General features: G+C 33.5%; 18 protein-coding genes, 1 tRNA gene and 2 pseudogenes. 11 read left to right on the top strand and 10 right to left on the bottom strand.

Annotation, left to right across the window (positions count from 1 at the left end):
* The first annotated feature begins 63 nt into the window (after nt 1–63).
* From MJ631_RS02290 to MJ631_RS02300, 3 genes are read left to right on the top strand one after another with little or no spacing between them, the layout of a single operon-like run.
* Nucleotides 64–1,278 carry a hypothetical protein gene (locus MJ631_RS02290; RefSeq protein WP_262986596.1) on the top strand — a complete coding sequence of 405 codons (1,215 nt, stop codon included), beginning with the start codon at nt 64–66 and terminating at the stop codon, nt 1,276–1,278.
* Nucleotides 1,279–1,303: 25 nt separating this feature from the next.
* Nucleotides 1,304–2,716 (top strand): IS4-like element ISWosp2 family transposase, encoded by a 1,413-nt coding sequence (locus MJ631_RS02295; protein WP_262986597.1) that lies wholly within the window; start codon nt 1,304–1,306, stop codon nt 2,714–2,716.
* Nucleotides 2,707–3,009 (top strand): hypothetical protein, encoded by a 303-nt coding sequence (locus MJ631_RS02300; protein ID WP_262986598.1) that lies wholly within the window; start codon nt 2,707–2,709, stop codon nt 3,007–3,009. Before MJ631_RS02295 ends, MJ631_RS02300 begins: the two co-directional genes overlap by 10 nt.
* Nucleotides 3,010–3,016: 7 nt before the next feature.
* Here MJ631_RS02300 and ychF read toward each other — a convergent pair whose 3' ends face one another.
* A complete protein-coding gene (ychF, locus tag MJ631_RS02305; protein ID WP_214303382.1) occupies nt 3,017–4,111 on the bottom strand; it encodes a redox-regulated ATPase YchF in 1,095 nt (364 codons plus the stop codon).
* A gap of 118 nt (nt 4,112–4,229) precedes the next feature.
* Here ychF and MJ631_RS02310 point away from each other — a divergent pair, with 118 nt between their 5' ends.
* A complete protein-coding gene (locus MJ631_RS02310) occupies nt 4,230–5,411 on the top strand; it encodes a hypothetical protein (protein ID WP_214303383.1) in 1,182 nt (393 codons plus the stop codon).
* A gap of 395 nt (nt 5,412–5,806) precedes the next feature.
* Here MJ631_RS02310 and MJ631_RS02315 read toward each other — a convergent pair whose 3' ends face one another.
* The 6 genes and pseudogenes from MJ631_RS02315 to odhB form a co-directional block, all read right to left on the bottom strand.
* Nucleotides 5,807–6,583: an enoyl-ACP reductase FabI gene (locus MJ631_RS02315; protein WP_214303384.1), complete on the bottom strand. Its 777-nt coding sequence runs from the start codon at nt 6,581–6,583 to the stop codon at nt 5,807–5,809.
* Nucleotides 6,584–6,705: 122 nt separating this feature from the next.
* A complete protein-coding gene (locus tag MJ631_RS02320; RefSeq protein WP_214303148.1) occupies nt 6,706–8,118 on the bottom strand; it encodes an IS4-like element ISWosp2 family transposase in 1,413 nt (470 codons plus the stop codon).
* Nucleotides 8,119–8,510: 392 nt separating this feature from the next.
* On the bottom strand, nt 8,511–9,356 hold the full coding sequence (locus MJ631_RS02325) for a hypothetical protein (RefSeq protein WP_007302842.1): 846 nt from the start codon (nt 9,354–9,356) through the stop codon (nt 8,511–8,513).
* Between the two features lie 107 nt (nt 9,357–9,463).
* Nucleotides 9,464–9,882, bottom strand: a pseudogene (tnpA, locus tag MJ631_RS02330) (IS200/IS605 family transposase).
* A 294-nt stretch (nt 9,883–10,176) separates the two neighbouring features.
* Nucleotides 10,177–10,347 carry a hypothetical protein gene (locus MJ631_RS02335; RefSeq protein ID WP_246433223.1) on the bottom strand — a complete coding sequence of 57 codons (171 nt, stop codon included), beginning with the start codon at nt 10,345–10,347 and terminating at the stop codon, nt 10,177–10,179.
* 68 nt (nt 10,348–10,415) lie between these two features.
* A complete protein-coding gene (gene odhB / locus MJ631_RS02340; protein ID WP_214303386.1) occupies nt 10,416–11,588 on the bottom strand; it encodes a 2-oxoglutarate dehydrogenase complex dihydrolipoyllysine-residue succinyltransferase in 1,173 nt (390 codons plus the stop codon).
* Between the two features lie 150 nt (nt 11,589–11,738).
* Here odhB and MJ631_RS02345 point away from each other — a divergent pair, with 150 nt between their 5' ends.
* From MJ631_RS02345 to MJ631_RS02355, 3 genes are all read left to right on the top strand, one after another.
* Nucleotides 11,739–12,956 (top strand): hypothetical protein, encoded by a 1,218-nt coding sequence (locus MJ631_RS02345; protein ID WP_019236332.1) that lies wholly within the window; start codon nt 11,739–11,741, stop codon nt 12,954–12,956.
* A gap of 276 nt (nt 12,957–13,232) precedes the next feature.
* Complete coding sequence (uppS, locus tag MJ631_RS02350) at nt 13,233–13,928, top strand: polyprenyl diphosphate synthase (RefSeq protein ID WP_007302838.1); 696 nt, start codon at nt 13,233–13,235, stop codon at nt 13,926–13,928.
* Nucleotides 13,918–14,544 carry a phosphatidate cytidylyltransferase gene (locus MJ631_RS02355; protein WP_007302837.1) on the top strand — a complete coding sequence of 209 codons (627 nt, stop codon included), beginning with the start codon at nt 13,918–13,920 and terminating at the stop codon, nt 14,542–14,544. The genes uppS and MJ631_RS02355 overlap by 11 nt, the downstream gene beginning before the upstream one ends.
* Before the next feature lie 15 nt (nt 14,545–14,559).
* Here MJ631_RS02355 and MJ631_RS02360 read toward each other — a convergent pair whose 3' ends face one another.
* Nucleotides 14,560–14,769: a zinc-finger domain-containing protein gene (locus MJ631_RS02360; RefSeq protein ID WP_007302836.1), complete on the bottom strand. Its 210-nt coding sequence runs from the start codon at nt 14,767–14,769 to the stop codon at nt 14,560–14,562.
* A 71-nt stretch (nt 14,770–14,840) separates the two neighbouring features.
* A complete protein-coding gene (gene coaD, locus MJ631_RS02365; RefSeq protein ID WP_007302835.1) occupies nt 14,841–15,347 on the bottom strand; it encodes a pantetheine-phosphate adenylyltransferase in 507 nt (168 codons plus the stop codon).
* A gap of 74 nt (nt 15,348–15,421) precedes the next feature.
* On the opposite strand from coaD, the gene MJ631_RS02370 reads away from it, so the two are divergent.
* Both MJ631_RS02370 and MJ631_RS02375 read left to right on the top strand, forming a co-directional pair.
* Nucleotides 15,422–15,494: transfer RNA gene (locus MJ631_RS02370), tRNA-Phe, on the top strand.
* A gap of 60 nt (nt 15,495–15,554) precedes the next feature.
* A complete protein-coding gene (locus tag MJ631_RS02375; RefSeq protein ID WP_007302834.1) occupies nt 15,555–16,493 on the top strand; it encodes a gamma-glutamyl-gamma-aminobutyrate hydrolase family protein in 939 nt (312 codons plus the stop codon).
* A 122-nt stretch (nt 16,494–16,615) separates the two neighbouring features.
* Here MJ631_RS02375 and MJ631_RS02385 read toward each other — a convergent pair.
* A pseudogene (locus MJ631_RS02385) lies at nt 16,616–17,564 on the bottom strand (IS5 family transposase).
* A gap of 408 nt (nt 17,565–17,972) precedes the next feature.
* Here MJ631_RS02385 and MJ631_RS08005 point away from each other — a divergent pair.
* Entirely contained in the window at nt 17,973–18,251 is a 279-nt protein-coding gene (locus MJ631_RS08005) for a YggT family protein (RefSeq protein WP_012481756.1), read from the top strand.
* Nucleotides 18,252–20,363, top strand: coding sequence for a DNA translocase FtsK (locus MJ631_RS02390; protein ID WP_012481755.1), 2,112 nt, complete (start codon nt 18,252–18,254; stop codon nt 20,361–20,363).
* The last annotated feature ends 120 nt before the right edge of the window (nt 20,364–20,483 follow it).

The following is a 20,483-nucleotide window of genomic DNA, read 5'->3' on the forward strand; positions in this document are numbered from 1 at the left end:
AATTTTAGCTTTACAACATTTGGCATTAAGTTATAGTTAAATAGTAATACTAAGAGGTGCTTAATGTTTAGTTCACTAACTAATTTTTTTACGAATACGTCTAAAAAGAAAAGTTCTCAATCTGAAGAAAATAATCATTCTTTCTCTAACAGCACAGAAAGTTTATTAGTCCAATCTACTAAAAAAAATCCTCAACTTGATGATCAAAGTAGAACTGACGCATCTCCTCAAACAAATCTTCAATTTAGTGAGGATGATGTAAAAAACGTGCTCCAAGACTTCGAAAAATTGGATTTTAAGAACAGTAATGAGTGTTTTAACGAAATAGCAGAAGATTATGAAAGGAGGAAAAAAAGTGACCTTTTTAACTACGTAATATTGAATAAGCGAAAATATATAACAGATATATTAGATCAGAGGCTTGCCCACAAAGATCAAGAAAATTTTAGGAAGAAATTTAGTGAATATCTTCTTAAAATAAATGAGAAAATGAATTATGGGAAAGAATTTCAAAATAAACTTCAATTTTTTGAAGATAGGGTAGAAGAAGTATTATCAGATTTTAGAAAATTGAATTTTGGCCTTAAGGATAATTTGTGTAAAGATGATAAGGATAACGTAAATTATAATAAAGGCTGGCCTGCAGATCCATTTGACAAAATAGCGAATTATTATCGATGGAATAAGAACATTTTCCTTTTTAATTATGTAGTATTAAGTAAGCAAAAAGAAATAATAAGTATATTGAATGAAAAGTCTATTCCTGAAGACAAGCGAAAGAATTTTAAAAAGAGGTTGGGTAGATATCTTCTTCGAGTCGAAGAAGGGATGAGTAACGGACAGGAATTTCTCAAAACTGATAGTGCAGTTGCCTTTTTTGATGGATGTTATGTGCCATGCGCATATGCAAAACGTTCTCTTAATCATTATGATCATCTTAGTATTAATATTTCTAAGCCTGGGTGTAGCTTAGAAATCAGCCGTCTTTTCACTGACAAAATTGAAGGGATGGAAAGAAATAAAAATGAGGTAAAGATAGTAGAAATATACAGTAACGATAAAAAAATAGCAACGGTTGAGAAGAATGATAATGGAAAAAGAAATTACTATTTTGCAAAAGATGCAACATGCGATATGAAAATTAGGTGGAGTGCAGAAGATGAGAAAGGTAATTTTGTTAACTGTTTTATTAGTTTAAATGTAAATCCTAGTGAAATTGAGATCTTACTATTACCCACAAATATAAATGGACATAAAAATAAAGTATTACAACATTAAAGTTTGCAAACATTGAGGGTAAAAAATGGCAAACAGGAATAATGAATGGGCTGAAAATGAATTTGGAGATGCTGTACTTGGAGATAAAAGGTTAACTGACCGATTAGTAAATATTGCTGATAGTTTTACAAGTTTACCTGAAAGCTCAATCAATCAGGCGTGTGGAAGTTGGTCAGAAGCAAAAGCAGCATATCGTTTTTTTCAAAATGAGAACGTGAAAGAAGGCGATATTCTAGCTTCACACGTTGCTAAAACAGTTGAAAGAACAAAAGCCCATAAAAAAATTTTTGTGATCCAAGATACAAGTTATATTTCATACACAGACCATGAAAAAACAAGTGGATTGGGAGTTATTACAAGAAAACATAGTCAAGGTATTATAATGCATACAGCTCTAGCTGTTAGTATAGAAGGTTTGGTACTAGGGATACTAGATCAAAAAATTTATTCAAGACCTGAAGAATCTGAAAACATAAAAAAAAAGAACAATGACAGTATCCGCATTGAAGATAAAGAGAGTATAAAATGGTTAGAAACTTTAAGCAACACAAACAACATTATTGATTCAACTCAAACTGAGACTATAACTATATGCGATAGAGAAGCAGATATATATGAGTTTTTTGAGCTTGCATATAATCTTAATTCGGCAGTGTTAGTTAGAGCTTCCAAAGATAGGGCAGTAAATAGAAAATCTCGATATCCTGAAAAAGGTGAGCAGAAGTTATGGGAATTTATTAAATCCTCTCATTGTGCAGGTACGGTAAAAGTTGAAGTTCCTGCAAAAGATAATAAGCCAAAAAGAACAGCACATTTGGAAGTTAGATTCGGAAAGTTTATTATGCATCCATCTAAGAATAGTATTAGGCATAAGACAGAAGAATTACTTAAATTACCACACTATGCAGTTTACGTTGTTGAAAAAGACTTTCCTTCTGAAACAAATCCGCTAGAGTGGATGCTTTTAACAAATCTTCCAGTCAATACCTTTGATGAAGCTGTTGAAAAAGTTAGGTGGTATTGTCTTAGATGGAAAATAGAAATATTACATAAAATTTTAAAATCTGGTCTCAAAGTTGAAGAATGTAGGCTTGGAACAGCAGAAAGGTTGATGCGATATTTAACAGTAATGAGTATTATTGCTTGGAGAATTTTCTTTATTACAACAATTGCAAGAACTGATCCAACATTACCGTGTACTACCTTATTAGCCGAAGAAGAATGGAAAGTTCTATATGTAAAAATACATAGAAAACCATGTTCAAATGCAACTCCTACTATAAAAGAAGCTGTTTCATGGATTGCTCAACTTGGAGGATATTTGGCTAGAAAAAATGATCTAGAACCAGGCCCCATTACTATTTGGAAAGGATGGAGACGTCTCTTTGATCTAGCAGAAGGATGGCGACTTGCTCACGAACTTTATATTTGTGGGTAATAGTAAGAATTGAGATTGGTAAGGCAACTATTAATGGTAAAGATGTTGAACTAGACGAAATTTTGAAATTAGATGAGCAAAACGAAGATGTGCTTATAGAAGGTAAAGCTTTACATGAATTTTTAGAAGAACGTCTGGAGTACGTACTATGTGAGGAGGAGAAGAATATACAACCACAGGGGAAAGAAGTTGTTACAACACCTAGCTCCATTCTCCATGACGTGGAACTAGATGAGATCAGCGAAGAGGAAGCCATAAAGAAAGGCTGGACTCCCGGGTACTTTGGTAGTTAGATGTATACTACACATTAAACCTAAAGTGCATTATATCGCCATCTTGCACGATATAATCTCTGCCTTCGAAGCGAATTTTCCCTGCATCTTTGCAAGCTAATTCGCTTCCATATTTTATATAGTCTGCAAAGCTTATGGTTTCTGCTTTTATAAATCCCTTTTCAAAATCAGTGTGAATTACACCTGCTGCTTTGTCAGCTGTTGATCCTATCTTTATTGGCCATGCACGTGCTTCTTTGGGGCCCACAGTAAAAAAAGTTATCATACTTAGCACTTCATACATAATACGTGCTACTCCATCAAGTCCTGATTCTTGTAAGCCAAATTCTGATAAAAAATTCTGTTTTTCCTCTTCACTATCAAGATTTGCAATATCTGCTTCAAGTTTCGCTGAAATACAATAAAATTTGCTTTTGTTTTCCTCTGCCATTTTTTCCACCCTTTTAGATAGTTCATTACCAGTTATGATATTCGTATCTTCAACATTGCATACATACATAACAGGCTTTGTTGTTAGCAATTGAAGCAACTTCATCTCATCTTCATCGATATTCTCCAAGCTTCTTGCCGGTTTACCTAATTTTAAAGTAGCTAATACCTCTTGCATTAATTCAAGTTGTCTCTTTAGCTCTTTATCACCTTGCTTTGCTTTCTTTTCCAATTGAGGAAGCCTTTTTTCTATGCTATCAATATCAGCTAGAATTAACTCCATTTCCACTATTTCAGCATCTGATATTGGATCTATTTTACTGTTTACATGGCTGATATCGTCATCCGTAAAGCACCTGAGCAGATGAACAATGGCATCAACTTCTCTGATATGACTCAAAAATTTATTTCCTAGTCCTTCACCCTTGCTCGCACCCTTAACCAAGCCGGCAATATCGACAACTTCCAGTTGATTGTAGATTATTTTCCCCGAGTGAGCAATCGAGGCAATTTGTTTCAAACGCTGATCTCGTATTGGCACTTTGCCAACATTTGGCTCGATTGTGCAAAAAGGATAATTTGCAGCTTCAGCTGCACTTGACTCTGTAAGTGCATTAAATAAAGTTGATTTTCCTATATTTGGTAACCCAACTATACCACAGTTAAAGCTCATATTTGCTATTTAAAGCCTTAATTATTGCATAATTAAAAAATTTTTGCTATACCTAATTAGTTACTTATTAATAAGTTAGTTAATATAATAACATATAGCTTGAATTAAGGTAGAAATTATGGTTGGGCTTAGAAAACGGAAATTACCAAATGGTTTTGACAGTATTGAAAATGCTAAAGGACGCAAGACTTCAGAGAGTAATGTAGAAAAAGAACCTTCTAATAACCAAGTAGTTAAATATGATACTGCAGGTGATGGCAATTGCTTTTTTCATGCAGTGTTTGGTGATAACAGTTCTGGTACATATAAAGCTGAAAGAGCGCAAGATATGAGAATGGAATGGCACAAATTTTTAAGTCGATTTACATCTTTAGATGATCCAAGTATGCCAGCTCCTTTAAAGGGTCAGCTAGAAAAGGTTTTTAATATGTTTTTTAATAAGCCAGGGGATTTAACTGGCAAGTCTGATAAAATAAAGGGTCTGGTTAAGCAAACAAATAGGAAAATTGAAAATGCTGAAGGTAATGTGAAGAGGTTAGTAAGTAGAGCTGTTAGCAAATTTAATATATCGCATAATCAAGCTGTGCTTAATCTAAGTGAATATGCAGAGGCTCTTGATGGCATTGGTGAGAGTGACTATAATGCCGAATATAACAGTGATTTTATTACACGCTCATTTCTTGACAAACCTGAACTCTATCAATCCTATCTAGAAGCAATAGAAAGTAAAAGTTATTTTCCTTTTATTGAAGAAATTCAATTATTAGCTTCTTTAGCCAACATTGAAATTAATGTCCATTGTAAAGTTAGCGGCAGAGAGAAACAACAAAAGTTTGAACCAAATCCTGAAATGATAAACAATGATCAACTAAATCAGATGTTTAATCGTGAGAGTTATAAATTAAATGACGAGTTATGGGGTAGTAAAGAGAGAGAAACAATATATCTTGAAGGAAATCATTACTCTAGGGCTAAAACTGTAACTCAAGAGTTAATAAAACAGCAGCAGGAGCAAGAAGACTTTCTATTAGCAAAACAACTTCAGATAGATGAAATTTTGGAATATTGTGATCTTTCAAAGGATATCTCTGAGAGAGTAGAGATTGAGAGGGAGTTTGATGAGTTATTGGCAAAAAATGCTGATGGAAAAATTGGTGATGTTATAGGGCAGTGCATTAATGATGTACAGCAACGTATAAAATGCCTTGAGGAGCCAGTCTTATCAAGAAGGTGCAGTGTGGAAGAAGCACGTGTAGAAAAAACATTTTATCAACAACAAGTACCACAACCTGTAAGATAAGTCTTCATAGTCTATATACTTCTATAGGGGGGCATTCTATAATAAAAGCCATGCTCATTTTTAACCACTGCTTAATAAGAATAAAGTCTTAGCAAAACAAACACAAGAACAATAGGATTTCTTGCTTGCAAAGCAACTCCAAGATCGGGAGGAAAAAGACTTTTTCCTTGCAAGGCAACTTCAAGAGCAACCCTCACGCACAATCCCTTAACCCAAATGGAGGAAGTAAAAATAGAAGATCAGCAGCAACAAATACTTATAAAATAATAACTCTATGGTTAATGTGCGAGATTTAATTAAAAAATGTTGTCATTCGAGTAGCTGACACTGGGCTCCAATGTCAATTACTCGGATAACAAAAAAACACAGGCTTCACATGCATCTGCAGTACTGTATTAGTCTACTATCTTCATTCCCACAACATTATACCCTGAATCAACATGTAAAATTTCTCCAGTTGTACCACTACTCAGGTCGCTTAATAAGTATAGTGCTGCCTTGCCAACATCTTCTATTGTAACATTGCGTCTAAGTGGAGAATTACTTCTATTCCATTCCGATATGGAGTGAAAGTCACTTATTCCAGAAGATGCCAAAGTTCTGATTGGACCAGCAGAAATTGCATTTACTCTGATGTTCTTTGGCCCAAGATCACATGCTATATATTTTACACTTGCTTCAAGTGCTGCTTTACATAAACCCATCACATTATAATTTGGCATAACTTTTTCAGCACCATAGTAAGATAAAGTAAGTAAACTACCACCATTTAACATCATTTTTTCGGCGCTTTTTGCTAAAGCAGTAAAAGAATAGCACGATATATGCATTGCATTGAGAAAGTTGTTTAGTGAAGTATCGACGTATTTACCATTGAGCTCATTTTTATCAGAATATGCTATTGCATGTACCAAAAAATCAATAGCACCCCACTTTTCCTCTATTTCTTTAAAAGCACTATGTATGATTTCCTCATTTGAAACATCACAATGTAGTGTTAGCTCCACATTTAATTCATTCGCTATTGGTAATAATTTCTCTTTTATTACTTCATTTTGATAAGTGATTGCAAGCTCAGCTCCGTGCTCTGAGAGAGTCTTTGCTATACCATATGCTATTGACCTCTTATTTATTATTCCGGTTATTAACCCTTTTTTACCCTGCAATATCATAGAAATTATTTGCCTTTTTTATAATTTGAAATATTAACTAGGCAAAGTCAATTATGTTTTAACTGTAGCTAACGTATAAAAATTACTTCCGCATATTTCCAACCTCATTATAATTCTTACTATTACCCACAAATATAAAGTTCGTGAGCAAGTCGCCATCCTTCTGCTAGATCAAAGAGACGTCTCCATCCTTTCCAAATAGTAATGGGGCCTGGTTCTAGATCATTTTTTCTAGCCAAATGTCCTCCAAGTTGAGCAATCCATGAAACAGCTTCTTTTATAGTAGGAGTTGCATTTGAACATGGTTTTCTATGTATTTTTACATATAGAACTTTCCATTCTTCTTCGGCTAATAAGGTAGTACACGGTAATGTTGGATCAGTTCTTGCAATTGTTGTAATAAAGAAAATTCTCCAAGCAATAATACTCATTACTGTTAAATATCGCATCAACCTTTCTGCTGTTCCAAGCCTACATTCTTCAACTTTGAGACCAGATTTTAAAATTTTATGTAATATTTCTATTTTCCATCTAAGACAATACCACCTAACTTTTTCAACAGCTTCATCAAAGGTATTGACTGGAAGATTTGTTAAAAGCATCCACTCTAGCGGATTTGTTTCAGAAGGAAAGTCTTTTTCAACAACGTAAACTGCATAGTGTGGTAATTTAAGTAATTCTTCTGTCTTATGCCTAATACTATTCTTAGATGGATGCATAATAAACTTTCCGAATCTAACTTCCAAATGTGCTGTTCTTTTTGGCTTATTATCTTTTGCAGGAACTTCAACTTTTACCGTACCTGCACAATGAGAGGATTTAATAAATTCCCATAACTTCTGCTCACCTTTTTCAGGATATCGAGATTTTCTATTTACTGCCCTATCTTTGGAAGCTCTAACTAACACTGCCGAATTAAGATTATATGCAAGCTCAAAAAACTCATATATATCTGCTTCTCTATCGCATATAGTTATAGTCTCAGTTTGAGTTGAATCAATAATGTTGTTTGTGTTGCTTAAAGTTTCTAACCATTTTATACTCTCTTTATCTTCAATGCGGATACTGTCATTGTTCTTTTTTTTTATGTTTTCAGATTCTTCAGGTCTTGAATAAATTTTTTGATCTAGTATCCCTAGTACCAAACCTTCTATACTAACAGCTAGAGCTGTATGCATTATAATACCTTGACTATGTTTTCTTGTAATAACTCCCAATCCACTTGTTTTTTCATGGTCTGTGTATGAAATATAACTTGTATCTTGGATCACAAAAATTTTTTTATGGGCTTTTGTTCTTTCAACTGTTTTAGCAACGTGTGAAGCTAGAATATCGCCTTCTTTCACGTTCTCATTTTGAAAAAAACGATATGCTGCTTTTGCTTCTGACCAACTTCCACACGCCTGATTGATTGAGCTTTCAGGTAAACTTGTAAAACTATCAGCAATATTTACTAATCGGTCAGTTAACCTTTTATCTCCAAGTACAGCATCTCCAAATTCATTTTCAGCCCATTCATTATTCCTGTTTGCCATTTTTTACCCTCAATGTTTGCAAACTTTAATGTTGTAATACTTTATTTTTATGTCCATTTATATTTGTGGGTAATAGTAAGATTATAATTACAGTTAGAGATATTTTAAGAGCTCAAAATCTATCTTTAGTCTGCAGACTTTTTAATCAAATTTATTAAAAAATATATTCTTCAGTGTATATCTGTCGTATATGCACTGCATTTTTTTCTAACTTTTTTTACACAGGAGGATTTTATGTCCAGAATTCCAGATACTTGACCTTTACTTTAAAACCAACTGGCGCCTATGGTTTTTATAAAAAGATTACAGGAAATAAAAATACTCTAGAGAACATGAAATAAGGATACTGAAATATAAGCTGCCTATATTTGCAAGCAGCTCATAAAGTCTTCTTATTTACTTACTCCTTGAGCAGAAGAAAGTTGTTTTGATATAGTCACACTTTCCATACTTGTTGAAGGATTCTGTGAAACTTTTACTATTTCAGAACCTTCTTTACGTAAGTAGGATAGTGCATCATACAAGGACTTCGCTTCGTATTGTTTTCCTACTTTTACTTCTTTATGTGCAGCTATTTGCTCCCAAGTGATATCATTGCTTTCAATAAGCTTGATAGAACCGTCATCACTAATATTAATTTTCATTTTACATTCTTTTTCTTCATCGTACCAATTCAAAGTCATGTTATATGAGCCATTAGCTACTTCATAAATTCTTACTCCATGCTCATCAACTCGTCCACGCATTCCTCTTTTTTCATCTCCAGGTAGCAACAATGTAACCGCCGTTATCCTATTGCTTTCAAAAAAATCATTAGTTAAAATATTACTAATGTTTATTTTTCCTTTATTATCATTCAGCACAGTTCTTGCAGTCAACATAGTTCTAATTGGACTTCTCACTCTAAGCTGTACAGATTCTACATCACTGTTTTCTATGTGTTGAGCAATTTCTTGCTTAGTTTCATCAATAATCTTGCCTTTTAGATATTTACCGTGATTTTCATTTTCTGAATTATAAGGAGAGCTATCAGCAAGAATTCGCCTTTTTGACTCTTCATCATCACAATCTAAATATTCAATTTTGCGGTCATGCTTGGTACCTAAAAATGGATGATCATCTGCTCTCACCCTATTATTCGGAGGAAAATTGAAAGTCCTATTCGGTTTATCACTCGATACTGATTCAGATATACCTTGAACAGCTTCAAAACTTTTTTTAAAAGAATTAGTTAACATTATATACCCCCTTATTCTATAAATAGTCTTATCTTAGAATGTTTTTAACATATGTCAATTCAACCACTATGGATTAAAATCCAAAGATTGAGAGAGAGCATAGAATGCTAACTTTCGACTTGAAAGTCACCAAATTTATCTTCTTTTTTAGAGTGATTTTCAATATAATTTTTTATCATTTCGTCAGTTACATTTCCGCTAGTCCTGACAAAGTAGCCTACTGCCCACAACCCAGTATCTCTTTTTTAGCTCTGGAAAGTTTTGCTGGATTTTTCTGGAACTTTTTCCTTTTATTAACTGCACTAACTTACTAATACTTAAGTATGGGGGTACAGAAACGTATACGTGTACATGACTTGACGCAACTCTACCTCTGATAATTTCTACTTGATTATTTGCACATACTTCTTGTACAACTTCTTTAGCTTTCTGTCCAATATCTCCAACTAGTACTGGATATCGATATTTTGTTATCCACACTATGTGATATATATACAGAGTGACTGCTTTTTCTATAATATTCCACATTCTTTCAGATTTTTCACCTTAAAATTATATTCTTAAAAGGATGGACTTCAAGTCCAGGGTTTTTCTCCCAAATTTGGGACAATAAAAATTTGATATATTTGACATAAAAGCGTTTTAAATAATAAGAGCAAAATGGACAAATCTATTTCGTGAGTAACCAAAAACCGTTTTGTATTCATTCAGATAAGGAAAAATAGCAGATAGTGTCATGCAAGTAGCTGACACCCTTTTGGTGGACCACACACACAACTTTACAAACATTGCAATATGGCACATAGTAAATGATGTTATTCTATAACGCAAGACCTATACTCACCCAACCTAATGCATTACTTGCAATTTGGATCCCAGTGTCAGCTACTTGGATAACACCAAATGGGCTACTCGCATTTTTTAGGCCTAAATCACAATGCTCGTACAGTAAGCACTGACCATTTTTCGTATAAGTTACTTTTATAAACAAATGTTTGTACAGCTGTAACACCCACCTTAAAAACTTCAGAAAAACTTACTTGTCTTTTTTTAATCTGTTTAAATTTCCAAAACCAATCTATTTGGATCTTCTATGTAATTTTTGATTTTAACAAGGAAAGTAACTGCTCCTTTGCCATCAACTATTCTGTGGTCGTAAGAGAGGGAAATGTACATCATAGGTCTGATTTCAATTGAGCTACTCACAGCAACTGGCCTATTTTGTATTGAGTGCATGCCAAGTATTCCAGATTGCGGAGGGTTTATTATCGGAGTAGAAAGAAGTGAACCATATACACCACCGTTTGAGATAGTAAATGTTGCACCTTCCATTTCCGATACTTGCAGCTTACCTTCTCGTGCTTTTTTGCCAAGAGCAACTAAAGTTAGTTCAATTTCAGCAAATGACATTTGATCAGCATCACGAATAACTGGTACAACAAGACCTTTATCAGTGCCAACAGCAACACCTATGTCATAGTAATTTTTATATACAATTTCATCACCTGAAATCTCAGCGTTAATCTCACGAATTTCTTTCAGTGCTTGCACTGCTGCCTTTATAAAAAACGACATGAAACCTAGTTTTATTCCGTATTTCTTTTCAAAAATTTCCTTATATTTTGCTCTTAGATCCATGACATTTTTCATGTCAATTTCATTGAACGTGGTCAGTATTGCAGCAGTATTTTGCGATGATTTCAAACGAGCAGCAATGACTTGCCTTATTTTGCTCATTTTCACTCGTTCTTCTCTTCTCTCTCCACTTGCTACACTTTTTGGCGATTCATATTGTTTTACCGCAGGTTGTTCAGCTTTACTCATATGGTCTATCACATCTGCTTTGGTTACTCTGCCTCCCATGCCAGTTCCTTTTATACTTTCTGCACTGATTGCATTTTCTTCCATAATTTTACGAGCTGAAGGGGCATCTTTTTTATCAGCGCTTTCGCCTTTATCTTCTTTTTTCACTTCTTCTTTTACTTCTCCTACAGCAAGTTTTGCCAGTAATTGATCAGGGCTGATTACATCATCTTCTTTCACAAAAAATTCGGTTATTTGTCCTGAAGCTTCTGCAGTTAGTTCTAGCGCCGTTTTATCAGTTTCAATTTCAAAGATCAAGTCATCTACTTTTATTGCTTCACCGATATTTTTCTTTATTTTTACTATACCTTCCGTAACCGATTCACCACCAAGAGTTTTTGGTGCTCTGACTTCTATAATTTTGCTCATAAAACAACTTCTTTATAAAACTTTCTATAAATTTATACATGAAAAGAAACATAAATAAACTAATAAATTCATTAGGCCTTTTATCATAATGCTTGATTATTTCTTTTTATATATTTAAAATTAAAATACTAAGTAAATTGAAATAAGATTATGGATTTTGATAAAGCAGGCAATGCAGAAGATTTAGATAACGAAAAACTTCAACTGATATGTAAGGCTTATAACAGAAGATTACTATCAAGTCAAAGAGTTGTTGATGGCATCAATTCAATGAATTACAGTAAACTTAAAATCTTATGCAAGTATAATAATAAGTTTAGTTACAAAGGTATTGAAGAATTACTATCAGATAAAGAAATTGTTGATAACATCAACGATTACGATGATGAAATGTTTAGGTCTATGATAAATCATGCAACTTCGGAGCACAATATTCTAGAAATACTAAAAGGTGGAGAGGTTTGCAATACCAATAATGAATTTGAGAGTAGTGATAGTGAGGAAAATGAAGAAGATTATGGATATTATGATTACGAGGAAGATGAAAAAAATGATCCGAATAACTTCGCTAAAGAAGCACTAGGAAATAAAGGAATTAATGAAAAACATGTTGATGATGTTCAGTTTTGCAACGATGCAGATGTGGGAATACCACCAAAAAATCAAAATGATATTAGGAATATCCGTCTTATTCAATGGATGATAGTTGAGAGTGATGGTAAGCTTAGTGAGCAAAATGTTACAGAATTACTAAAAGATCAGAGTTCTATTGATCGAATTAACTCTATTGGTGATAAAAAGCTTCAACTTATACTCAAGAGTAATAAGTTTAGTGGTGAAAATATTATGGAGTTATTAGGAAATCAAAAAGTTGTTGAATACCTCTGTTTTATTGATTATGAAAAATTTGAACTCATTCATAATAGCGATAAGTTTAATAGTAGCAATTATACTAGTAGCAGTTACAAGATTATAAGGTTGCTAGAAAATCAACAAGTTGTTGAGCACATCAATTTTATTGATTATGAAAAACTTAAATTCATACTTTGTAATGATAAGTTTCTCTTTAGCGATATTGTAAGACTACTAAAAAATCAGGAGGTTGTTGAGAATATCATTTCTTTTAACATTAAAAAATTTCGACTCATATTTTATCGTGATAATCTTAACTACGTAGATACAATAGAATTACTAGGAAATCAGAAAGTTGTTAATGGAATCGGTTTTACTCCTTTTGAAGAGTTAAAATCCATGTGTAGTCATTCTAGTCTTAGCGATATTATAAAACTACTAGAAGATAAAAATGGGCCTAGTAATGTCTTAAGTGGGACACGGAAAGAAAAAATGCAAGTCAGTTACATATCATGACATAGCTTAAAAAGTGTTTATATCCAAGGTTTTGCTTTATAAATTTAAGAGGGTGTTAAATAAACCATACGCATCAAATTAAGAAAACACGCTCAATTTAGACCATTTTTGCCATATTTCTTAGTAAAATCACTGGCAGCTGACACCGAGGTTGAGAAAATTTTTGTAATATAGACTATCAATGATTTTTCAGTAATAATATAGTTTTAGGTGGATATAGTGAACGTTTCATACAGAGATATAGACATTAAGCTAATTAGAACAGGTTGAATTCAAATGTTGAATCTAGAATCTCTGCCAAAACATCTAGCAATTATTATGGATGGTAATGGTAGGTGGGCAAACAATCAAGGAAGGGTAAAAATTGATGGCTATAGAAAAGGCAGTGAGGTTGCATTTGATATTGCTAAGCATTGCACAGTCCTGGCCATACCTTACTTAACTTTGTATGCATTTTCCATGGAAAATTGGCTCAGATCTGAAAACGAAACAGACTACCTATTTAATTTATTTTACTACACTTTAACTAATGAAGATAAAATGAAATTCATTTACAATTGTAACATTAAGTTAAATTTTATTGGCAATTTAAGTCTATTGCCCAGTAAAATATTCGATCAAATCAAAAAAGCAGAAGAAGTGACACATAAGAACGATGGTCTATTACTCACTGTTGCAGTTAGTTATGGAGCAAAGCAGGAAATTATACATGCTATCAACAACGTCATAAAAGGAAATATTGATTGCGTATTGGAAGAGGAATTTGAAAAATTTCTGTATACTAAAGATTTGCCAAAATTGGATTTATTAATTCGCACTGGTGGCGAAAAAAGGTTAAGCAATTTTTTATTATGGCAAGCAGCTTATGCTGAATTGTATTTTTGTGATACTTTGTGGCCCGATTTTTCTTGTCAAGATTTGACCAAAGCACTAGAAGATTATACGAAAAGAGAAAAAAAATATGGTAGATAATAACTTTATGGTTAGAATATTGTCCTCAATAGTAATATTACTCATATTTTCTTTTGCTACATATTTCAGTGATTTATCATTTTATCTACTAATTTTTTCAATTGCAGTTTTATCTTCTTTTGAATGGTATAATCTAACTCAGGGCAATAGAATCTTATACATTTTCGCATTACTATTAATCGCACTACCAAATGCCTCGCTAATATGCCTATATAATCTACCACAGGGAAAATATGCATTAGTATGGCTTATCTTAACTATTTGGAGCATCGATATTGCTGCCTATTTTTTCGGCAAAAATTTTGGTAAAACTAGAATTTGTCCAATCATTAGCCCTGGGAAAACTTGGTTAGGACTTTTTGGTGCAGTCTTAGCTGGAATAGTGTGTACAATTTTTGGCTCAATATTTTTGAGTTTATTTCCAATTTTTTATTCTCCAATAATTGGTTTGATAGTTGCTATTCTAGCCCAACTTGGAGATTTCACTGAGTCACTCATCAAAAGAGTTTACAATGTTAAAGATAGTGGAGGTATTATACCAGGCCATGGAGGAGTACTCGACCGTATGGATAGTTTCATTTTTACTGCCCCTCTCATTGCTATTTACATAAGCTAAAAAAATGAAGTACTATTAACCTTTGGTTCTTTCCTTCTTGCTTATTACTTTCACCTCAACAGATTGAAATTCTTCGGCACTCACTATTTCATCCATTGACTTATTACAATAAGGACAATACATTTCTCCTTCTTTGTGTAAGTATACTATTGGATGACCAGAACCATCATCATTTTCATCACCACGGCAGCAAACTATTACATTATTATCCCTCACTTTTAACATGTCTCTCCTTTAGCTTACAATATTTTACACATCTAACATACTCGTTTGGAAATAAAAAAGACAACAAATACTTATTCTCCATTTTCTACCCTATTTAGATTAATCAATTCACTTTGGACACTTTTTGACACAAAGTTGCTAACATCTCCTCCTAATCTCGCTATTTCCTTTACAAAACTTGATGAGATAAATTGAGTATCCTCAGATGCAGGAAGAAATATAGTTTCGATTTCAGGAAAGAGCTTATAATTTACCCAACTCATTTGAAACTCGTAATCAAAATCCGATACTGCTCTCAGTCCTCTAATAATAACAGAAGCATTTTGCTCTTTGGCAAACTTCACTAGCAACCCATTAAAGGATATAATATCTGCATCAATTCCTGCTCCTTTCACTTCATTTTTAGCCATGCTTGTGCGCAGTCTTATGTCAAAATTAGTATGTTTATTAACATTCTCTGCAACACCAATTATCAACTTATCGACTAGCTTACATGCTCTTTTTATTATGTCAAGGTGCCCAAAAGTTATGGGGTCAAATGTACCAGGATAAATTCCTATTTTGTTACTAATGTTCATTCTTTGTTTCTATACTTCAAAAACTTTTGATGGACATGATAACGTTTTTTATCTAAAAATGAAAGTACGTAGTTGGCCTGATAGCTCAGTTGGTAGAGCAAAGGACTGAAAATCCTTGTGTCGCTGGTTCGATTCCTGCTCAGGCCACATTCTTTTTCTTAATGTTCTATAATATATTATAATATTAATATAATTATTTAGGAAATAATGTATAAATGTTACAATAGAATATTTAATATACTATTAATTACATTTCTACTATTAAGTAATATCGCTTATAGTGAAAAAGTAAACAAAGAATTACCTGCTTTGACAGTGGAAAATGCAGTAAATTATAATATAATTGTTGGTTTATTGCAAACAGATGAATCTCAAAATATCTATGAGATATTCAATAATTTTGGGGTTAAAACTATATTCATTGACTACGACAAAATAATTAATCTAAAAGAAATCCAAGAAGAGTTCGCAAAACAAGATGAAATATTGGCAAAAAAGCTGATACTAGATCGAATAAAAGTTGAAGTTGCAAAATTTATCAAAGAGCAAAAGATAAACAGAATATTTATTTCAGATAACTTTCATTCAGCTCTTAACCCTTACCGCCAGCTTGTGAATGAAGCAATTGTAAAAATAGTAGATGACAATCCTACAATTCATTTGCTTGCCATATGCGGTGGTTTACAAGACATTATGCATGCAAAAGAAATTGAAATAACAAATGTTGTTAATGATGAGAAGAATCATTTAAAATCAGCATCCTATCCACAAAAAGAGAATATACCTCTTCAGCAGATAAAAATTGTTCCAGGTAGTAGTTTGGAAAAAGTGGTAGCTAGATTTTTACTACCTAATCAAAATGGCTGGTTTTCAACTTATTTTCCGAATGCTCATTCAGGTACAGTAAGTAATACTACAGAGAATAGAAGAAGGCTAGAGCTACTTGGATATAAAATTGCAGCGTTTGCCAATGACGGATTAATAGAAGCTATCGAAGATAAGCATAGTAATATTTACTTTCAAAGTCATCTAGAAGCCCTTGTTGTCAAATCAGATAAAAACTCTCGTTTGTCAAGCCAAAAGGTACGTCAGGTTTCAACACTAGTTGCTATAGCGATTATAAATGATTTTCTTCATCGCGTTTAATGCTAAAATAAGGAGAATCATTTAATGTAATGCCAGTACTCTTTCTTCTTGTCATCCCAGTGCTTGACACTGGGATGGCTTTGTTGCACAGCTCTTCGGATAGTGGGTAATGTATAATAAATTCATGAAGCTATATCAAACTTAGCCATGCCTATTTCAGTAAATTTGTTAAGCAAATAACACTTGAGTAGCAGTTCCTTCTCACGATTAATCTCAGATTTATTCCTAAAACTAAATCCAAATATTTGCTTCAGTCGCGAGAAAAAACTTTCTATATAAGATCTCTTCCAATAATTTATCTCTTTTTTCCACCTCTTCATACCATCTTCATCATATGACTTTATGAGCTTGATTGTAGAATTTCTCTCATTCATATAATCCAACTTTGGATGCTCTACTGCATTATTTTGCGGAGGAATCCTTGTCTTTATGTCAAGCTCATCGCACAGTTTGTATAACTTCTTTCGATCTATCTGCATATATCGTGCTTATGTTATACTTGGTATCCACTCTTTCAATAAGATCACAGGCTCCATAGTGGTCGGAATAAACTCCACTACTGTATTTTGCAGCTATAACTTTTTTACTACCTATCTCTAGCATTACATGTAGCTTTCTTGTTTGCTCATAGCGGCGATACTTTCTATCTGTACCATTTGCCTTACTATGGCCTGGAATATTATTGTAGATGCTGATACCTGTACTATCTATAGCAATTTCAATATCTTCCATATCGTTCTTATCAACTCTGCAGTCGTTGATTTTGATATTAAGCTTTTTAAACCTTCTTGAAGCCTGCGAATAGCTGATAATTTGCAAAATTTTCCCTATTTGCTCAAGATATTTCTCTATAAATCCCACTGTTTGCCTAAGACCAATCCTGAATAGATAGGTTATTATGTGAATTAGAATCACTACTTTGTCGCTGTAGACATTGTTGCCACCTGCTACTTTTGGACTATTTTCGTACCAATTTTCAATGGCATCGTTGATATAATGAAAAACATTTCCCCTTTCTTGAAGAAATTTGTTATATTCATTGCAGTTACTGACTTTCATTCTTATTGGCATATTTTTCCTTTGTCGGCTAAATATCTATTTTATAACAAATTCCATCAGTAACTGCCTGTTCTTTCCTTGAGTGGTGCAACAAAGCCATCCCAGTGTCTGGGCACTGGGATGACAACAAAGGGGCTACTTGAACAGAGGCTATTTAGGTAACAAGAGGTGACAAGAAAAGAAGCGCTGGTTTCATACGTACCTGAACACTTATCCTGCATGTAATAAACATGATCAAAAAGCTATTCATACAGTACACATCTCTCCGTTAATTTATCAATAAGTTTTTTATCCACGTGGAATCAAAGGGTATAATATCTTATAGCTTATTGTTTACACCTATTTCAGCATAAAAATTATTGTGGGGCTTGATTTTATACATATCACTACACATAATAGGTTTTAGTGTAAATTAGTAATATGCATCCAATCATATACTTACTTAACCTGTTACTTGATCTTTACAGCTTCGTTCTAATATGCTCAATTGCTCTCGATTTGTTGATTAAATTGAATGTAGTTAACATGTATAATGAGATTGTAAGCAGCATAATGCAAACTTTAAACAGACTCACTTATCCTCCACTAAAGGTTATCAGAAGGTATATACAACCATTCAATGGATTAGATTTATCCGTGATGATATTGATAATAGCAATTCACTTTGTAAAATATACAATTACTTATTACTTTAAGTAGATGTTAAAAAAACAGCTAAAATCAGCGATATACTTGTCACTATTAATGTATATATATATATCGGTTTTTAGCTATAATTATAAAGATCCATCCTTAAATACAGCTACAAATCAGGAAGTAACAAATTTGGGCGGAGTAGTAGGTTCATATTTAGCTGATATATTGGTTCAATTTCTTGGACTCGCTAGTATTACAATAGCTACAACCATAGTTTACTTTTTAATTTTCAGAGCATCATTGCTGAAAATTATCTACCTAACGTTAATCAATGTAGCAATATATGCTATATTGTCGCAACTTTCGCTTGGCATTACTGCTAGATACATGCACGGTGGAATAGTCGGTAATGCTCTAATTGACCACTGCCCGTTTTACATATTCACAGTAGTAGCATCAATAGGTATTGTAGGATTGATTGGTTGGAAGAGAACGGTTTATTCTTTGCTTTTCCTATGTAAAAAAATATTTTCCCTTTTTACAAAGGTTCTGTTTTTCAGGTTACGTAAAACTACTGATTATTCAATAGCACCATTAGTAGTAGAGGAAAAATATATAACCACTAAACAACAACCGAAAGAAAGAAAGAAAAAAGCTGCCGAAGAAATTGTTAAACCACCTTCTAGCGAGTTTGAGTTTCCAAGCATTCACTTACTTTCCAAAGCAGAAGAATCTTTGCAGAGAAAACAGTTGAATGCATTAGAGAGCAATAAGAATTTATCTCTGCTCGAACAGGTTCTGAGTGATTTTGGCGTGCAAGGAAAAATTATAAGTGTATGTTATGGACCGGTTGTGACTTTATACAAACTTGAACCACAAGCAGGTACAAAATCTGCAAGAGTGATTGGTCTTGCAGATGATATTGCACGTTCAATGAGTGCACTTTCTGCACGTATTTCAATAATTCGTGGACAAAATGCCATGGGAATAGAATTGCCAAACAAGGAGCGAGAGATTGTAATGCTGCGTGATTTACTTGAATCGCCAGAATACCAAAATGCAAACTTAAATCTTCCAATTGCGCTTGGCAAGGAAATAAGCGGAAAACCAGTTATTGCAGATCTGACTAAAATGCCCCACTTGCTTGTTGCCGGAACTACAGGGTCAGGTAAGTCGGTTGCAATTAACACGATGATTCTGTCGCTTGTTTATCGACTAAGTCCTGATGAATGCAAGATGATAATGATCGACCCCAAAATGCTCGAGCTTTCAATATATGATGCAATACCGCATCTAATAACGCCAGTGGTAACAGAGCCAAAAAAAGCTGTTATTGCTCTTAAGTGGATAGTGAAAGAGATGGAAAATCGCTATCGCATGATGTCATATTTAAATGTGCGCAATGTAATAAACTATAATCAAAAAATTACAGAAGCGATGAATAGCGGAATAGAGTTGGAGCGCGTTGTACAGATTGGCTTTAACTCAACAACGGGTAAACCTTTATTTGAAAAAATACCACTTAAAATGGAGACATTTCCGTATATTGTGGTGATCGTAGATGAAATGGCAGATTTAATGCTTGTTGCTGGCAAAGATATAGAATGCTCTATTCAACGTTTAGCTCAGATGGCTCGTGCTGCAGGAATACACATCATAATGGCAACACAACGCCCATCTGTAGATGTGATAACAGGTGTGATAAAAGCAAACTTTCCAACGAGAATTAGTTTTGCTGTTACTTCTAAGATAGATAGCCGTACAATACTTGGTGAACAAGGGGCCGAACAGTTACTCGGTATGGGTGATATGCTTTATATGGCCTCTGGTGGTAAGATTATTCGAGTGCACGGTCCATTTGTAAGTGATGATGAGGTGCAAAATATAGTTGATCATCTGAAAACGCAAGGTGAGCCAAACTACATGGAGGAAATCACTCAAGAAGATGAAAATTCTTTCGCGGAATCAGAAGGTGAAACAGAAGATGAAGAGAACGATCTATACAAGCAAGCAGTGGCCATCATTCAGAGAGATCAAAAGGTTTCAACTAGTTACATTCAAAGGCAACTTAGAATAGGCTATAACAGAGCTGCAAATATTGTTGAAAGAATGGAGAAAGAAGGTATTGTCAGTGCTCCGAGTTACTCAGGAAAGAGAGAGATATTGGTAGAATAACCCTTAACTTAAACCAAAGAAAGTTATTTTAAGATCAATAGATCTCTTGCATAACTGGAATTCAAAAGTTCCAGCGCATGACCAGATATTTCTTATTGGATCCCAGTTGTATAGTGTTTA

Origin of the sequence: Wolbachia endosymbiont of Oryzaephilus surinamensis, assembly GCF_025617515.1 — a bacterium.
Classification (GTDB): domain Bacteria; phylum Pseudomonadota; class Alphaproteobacteria; order Rickettsiales; family Anaplasmataceae; genus Wolbachia.

What these genes read in the sequence shown, in the direction of transcription:
- MJ631_RS02290 (WP_262986596.1), top strand. Translation starts at nt 64, where the DNA reads ATGTTTAGTTCACTAACTAATTTTTTTACGAATACGTCTAAAAAGAAA.
- MJ631_RS02295 (WP_262986597.1), top strand. Translation starts at nt 1,304, where the DNA reads ATGGCAAACAGGAATAATGAATGGGCTGAAAATGAATTTGGAGATGCT.
- ychF (WP_214303382.1), bottom strand. Translation starts at nt 4,111, where the DNA reads ATGAGCTTTAACTGTGGTATAGTTGGGTTACCAAATATAGGAAAATCA.
- MJ631_RS02310 (WP_214303383.1), top strand. Translation starts at nt 4,230, where the DNA reads ATGGTTGGGCTTAGAAAACGGAAATTACCAAATGGTTTTGACAGTATT.
- MJ631_RS02315 (WP_214303384.1), bottom strand. Translation starts at nt 6,583, where the DNA reads ATGATATTGCAGGGTAAAAAAGGGTTAATAACCGGAATAATAAATAAG.
- MJ631_RS02320 (WP_214303148.1), bottom strand. Translation starts at nt 8,118, where the DNA reads ATGGCAAACAGGAATAATGAATGGGCTGAAAATGAATTTGGAGATGCT.
- MJ631_RS02325 (WP_007302842.1), bottom strand. Translation starts at nt 9,356, where the DNA reads ATGTTAACTAATTCTTTTAAAAAAAGTTTTGAAGCTGTTCAAGGTATA.
- odhB (WP_214303386.1), bottom strand. Translation starts at nt 11,588, where the DNA reads ATGAGCAAAATTATAGAAGTCAGAGCACCAAAAACTCTTGGTGGTGAA.
- MJ631_RS02345 (WP_019236332.1), top strand. Translation starts at nt 11,739, where the DNA reads ATGGATTTTGATAAAGCAGGCAATGCAGAAGATTTAGATAACGAAAAA.
- uppS (WP_007302838.1), top strand. Translation starts at nt 13,233, where the DNA reads ATGTTGAATCTAGAATCTCTGCCAAAACATCTAGCAATTATTATGGAT.
- MJ631_RS02355 (WP_007302837.1), top strand. Translation starts at nt 13,918, where the DNA reads ATGGTAGATAATAACTTTATGGTTAGAATATTGTCCTCAATAGTAATA.
- MJ631_RS02360 (WP_007302836.1), bottom strand. Translation starts at nt 14,769, where the DNA reads ATGTTAAAAGTGAGGGATAATAATGTAATAGTTTGCTGCCGTGGTGAT.
- coaD (WP_007302835.1), bottom strand. Translation starts at nt 15,347, where the DNA reads ATGAACATTAGTAACAAAATAGGAATTTATCCTGGTACATTTGACCCC.
- MJ631_RS02375 (WP_007302834.1), top strand. Translation starts at nt 15,555, where the DNA reads ATGTATAAATGTTACAATAGAATATTTAATATACTATTAATTACATTT.
- MJ631_RS08005 (WP_012481756.1), top strand. Translation starts at nt 17,973, where the DNA reads ATGCATCCAATCATATACTTACTTAACCTGTTACTTGATCTTTACAGC.
- MJ631_RS02390 (WP_012481755.1), top strand. Translation starts at nt 18,252, where the DNA reads ATGTTAAAAAAACAGCTAAAATCAGCGATATACTTGTCACTATTAATG.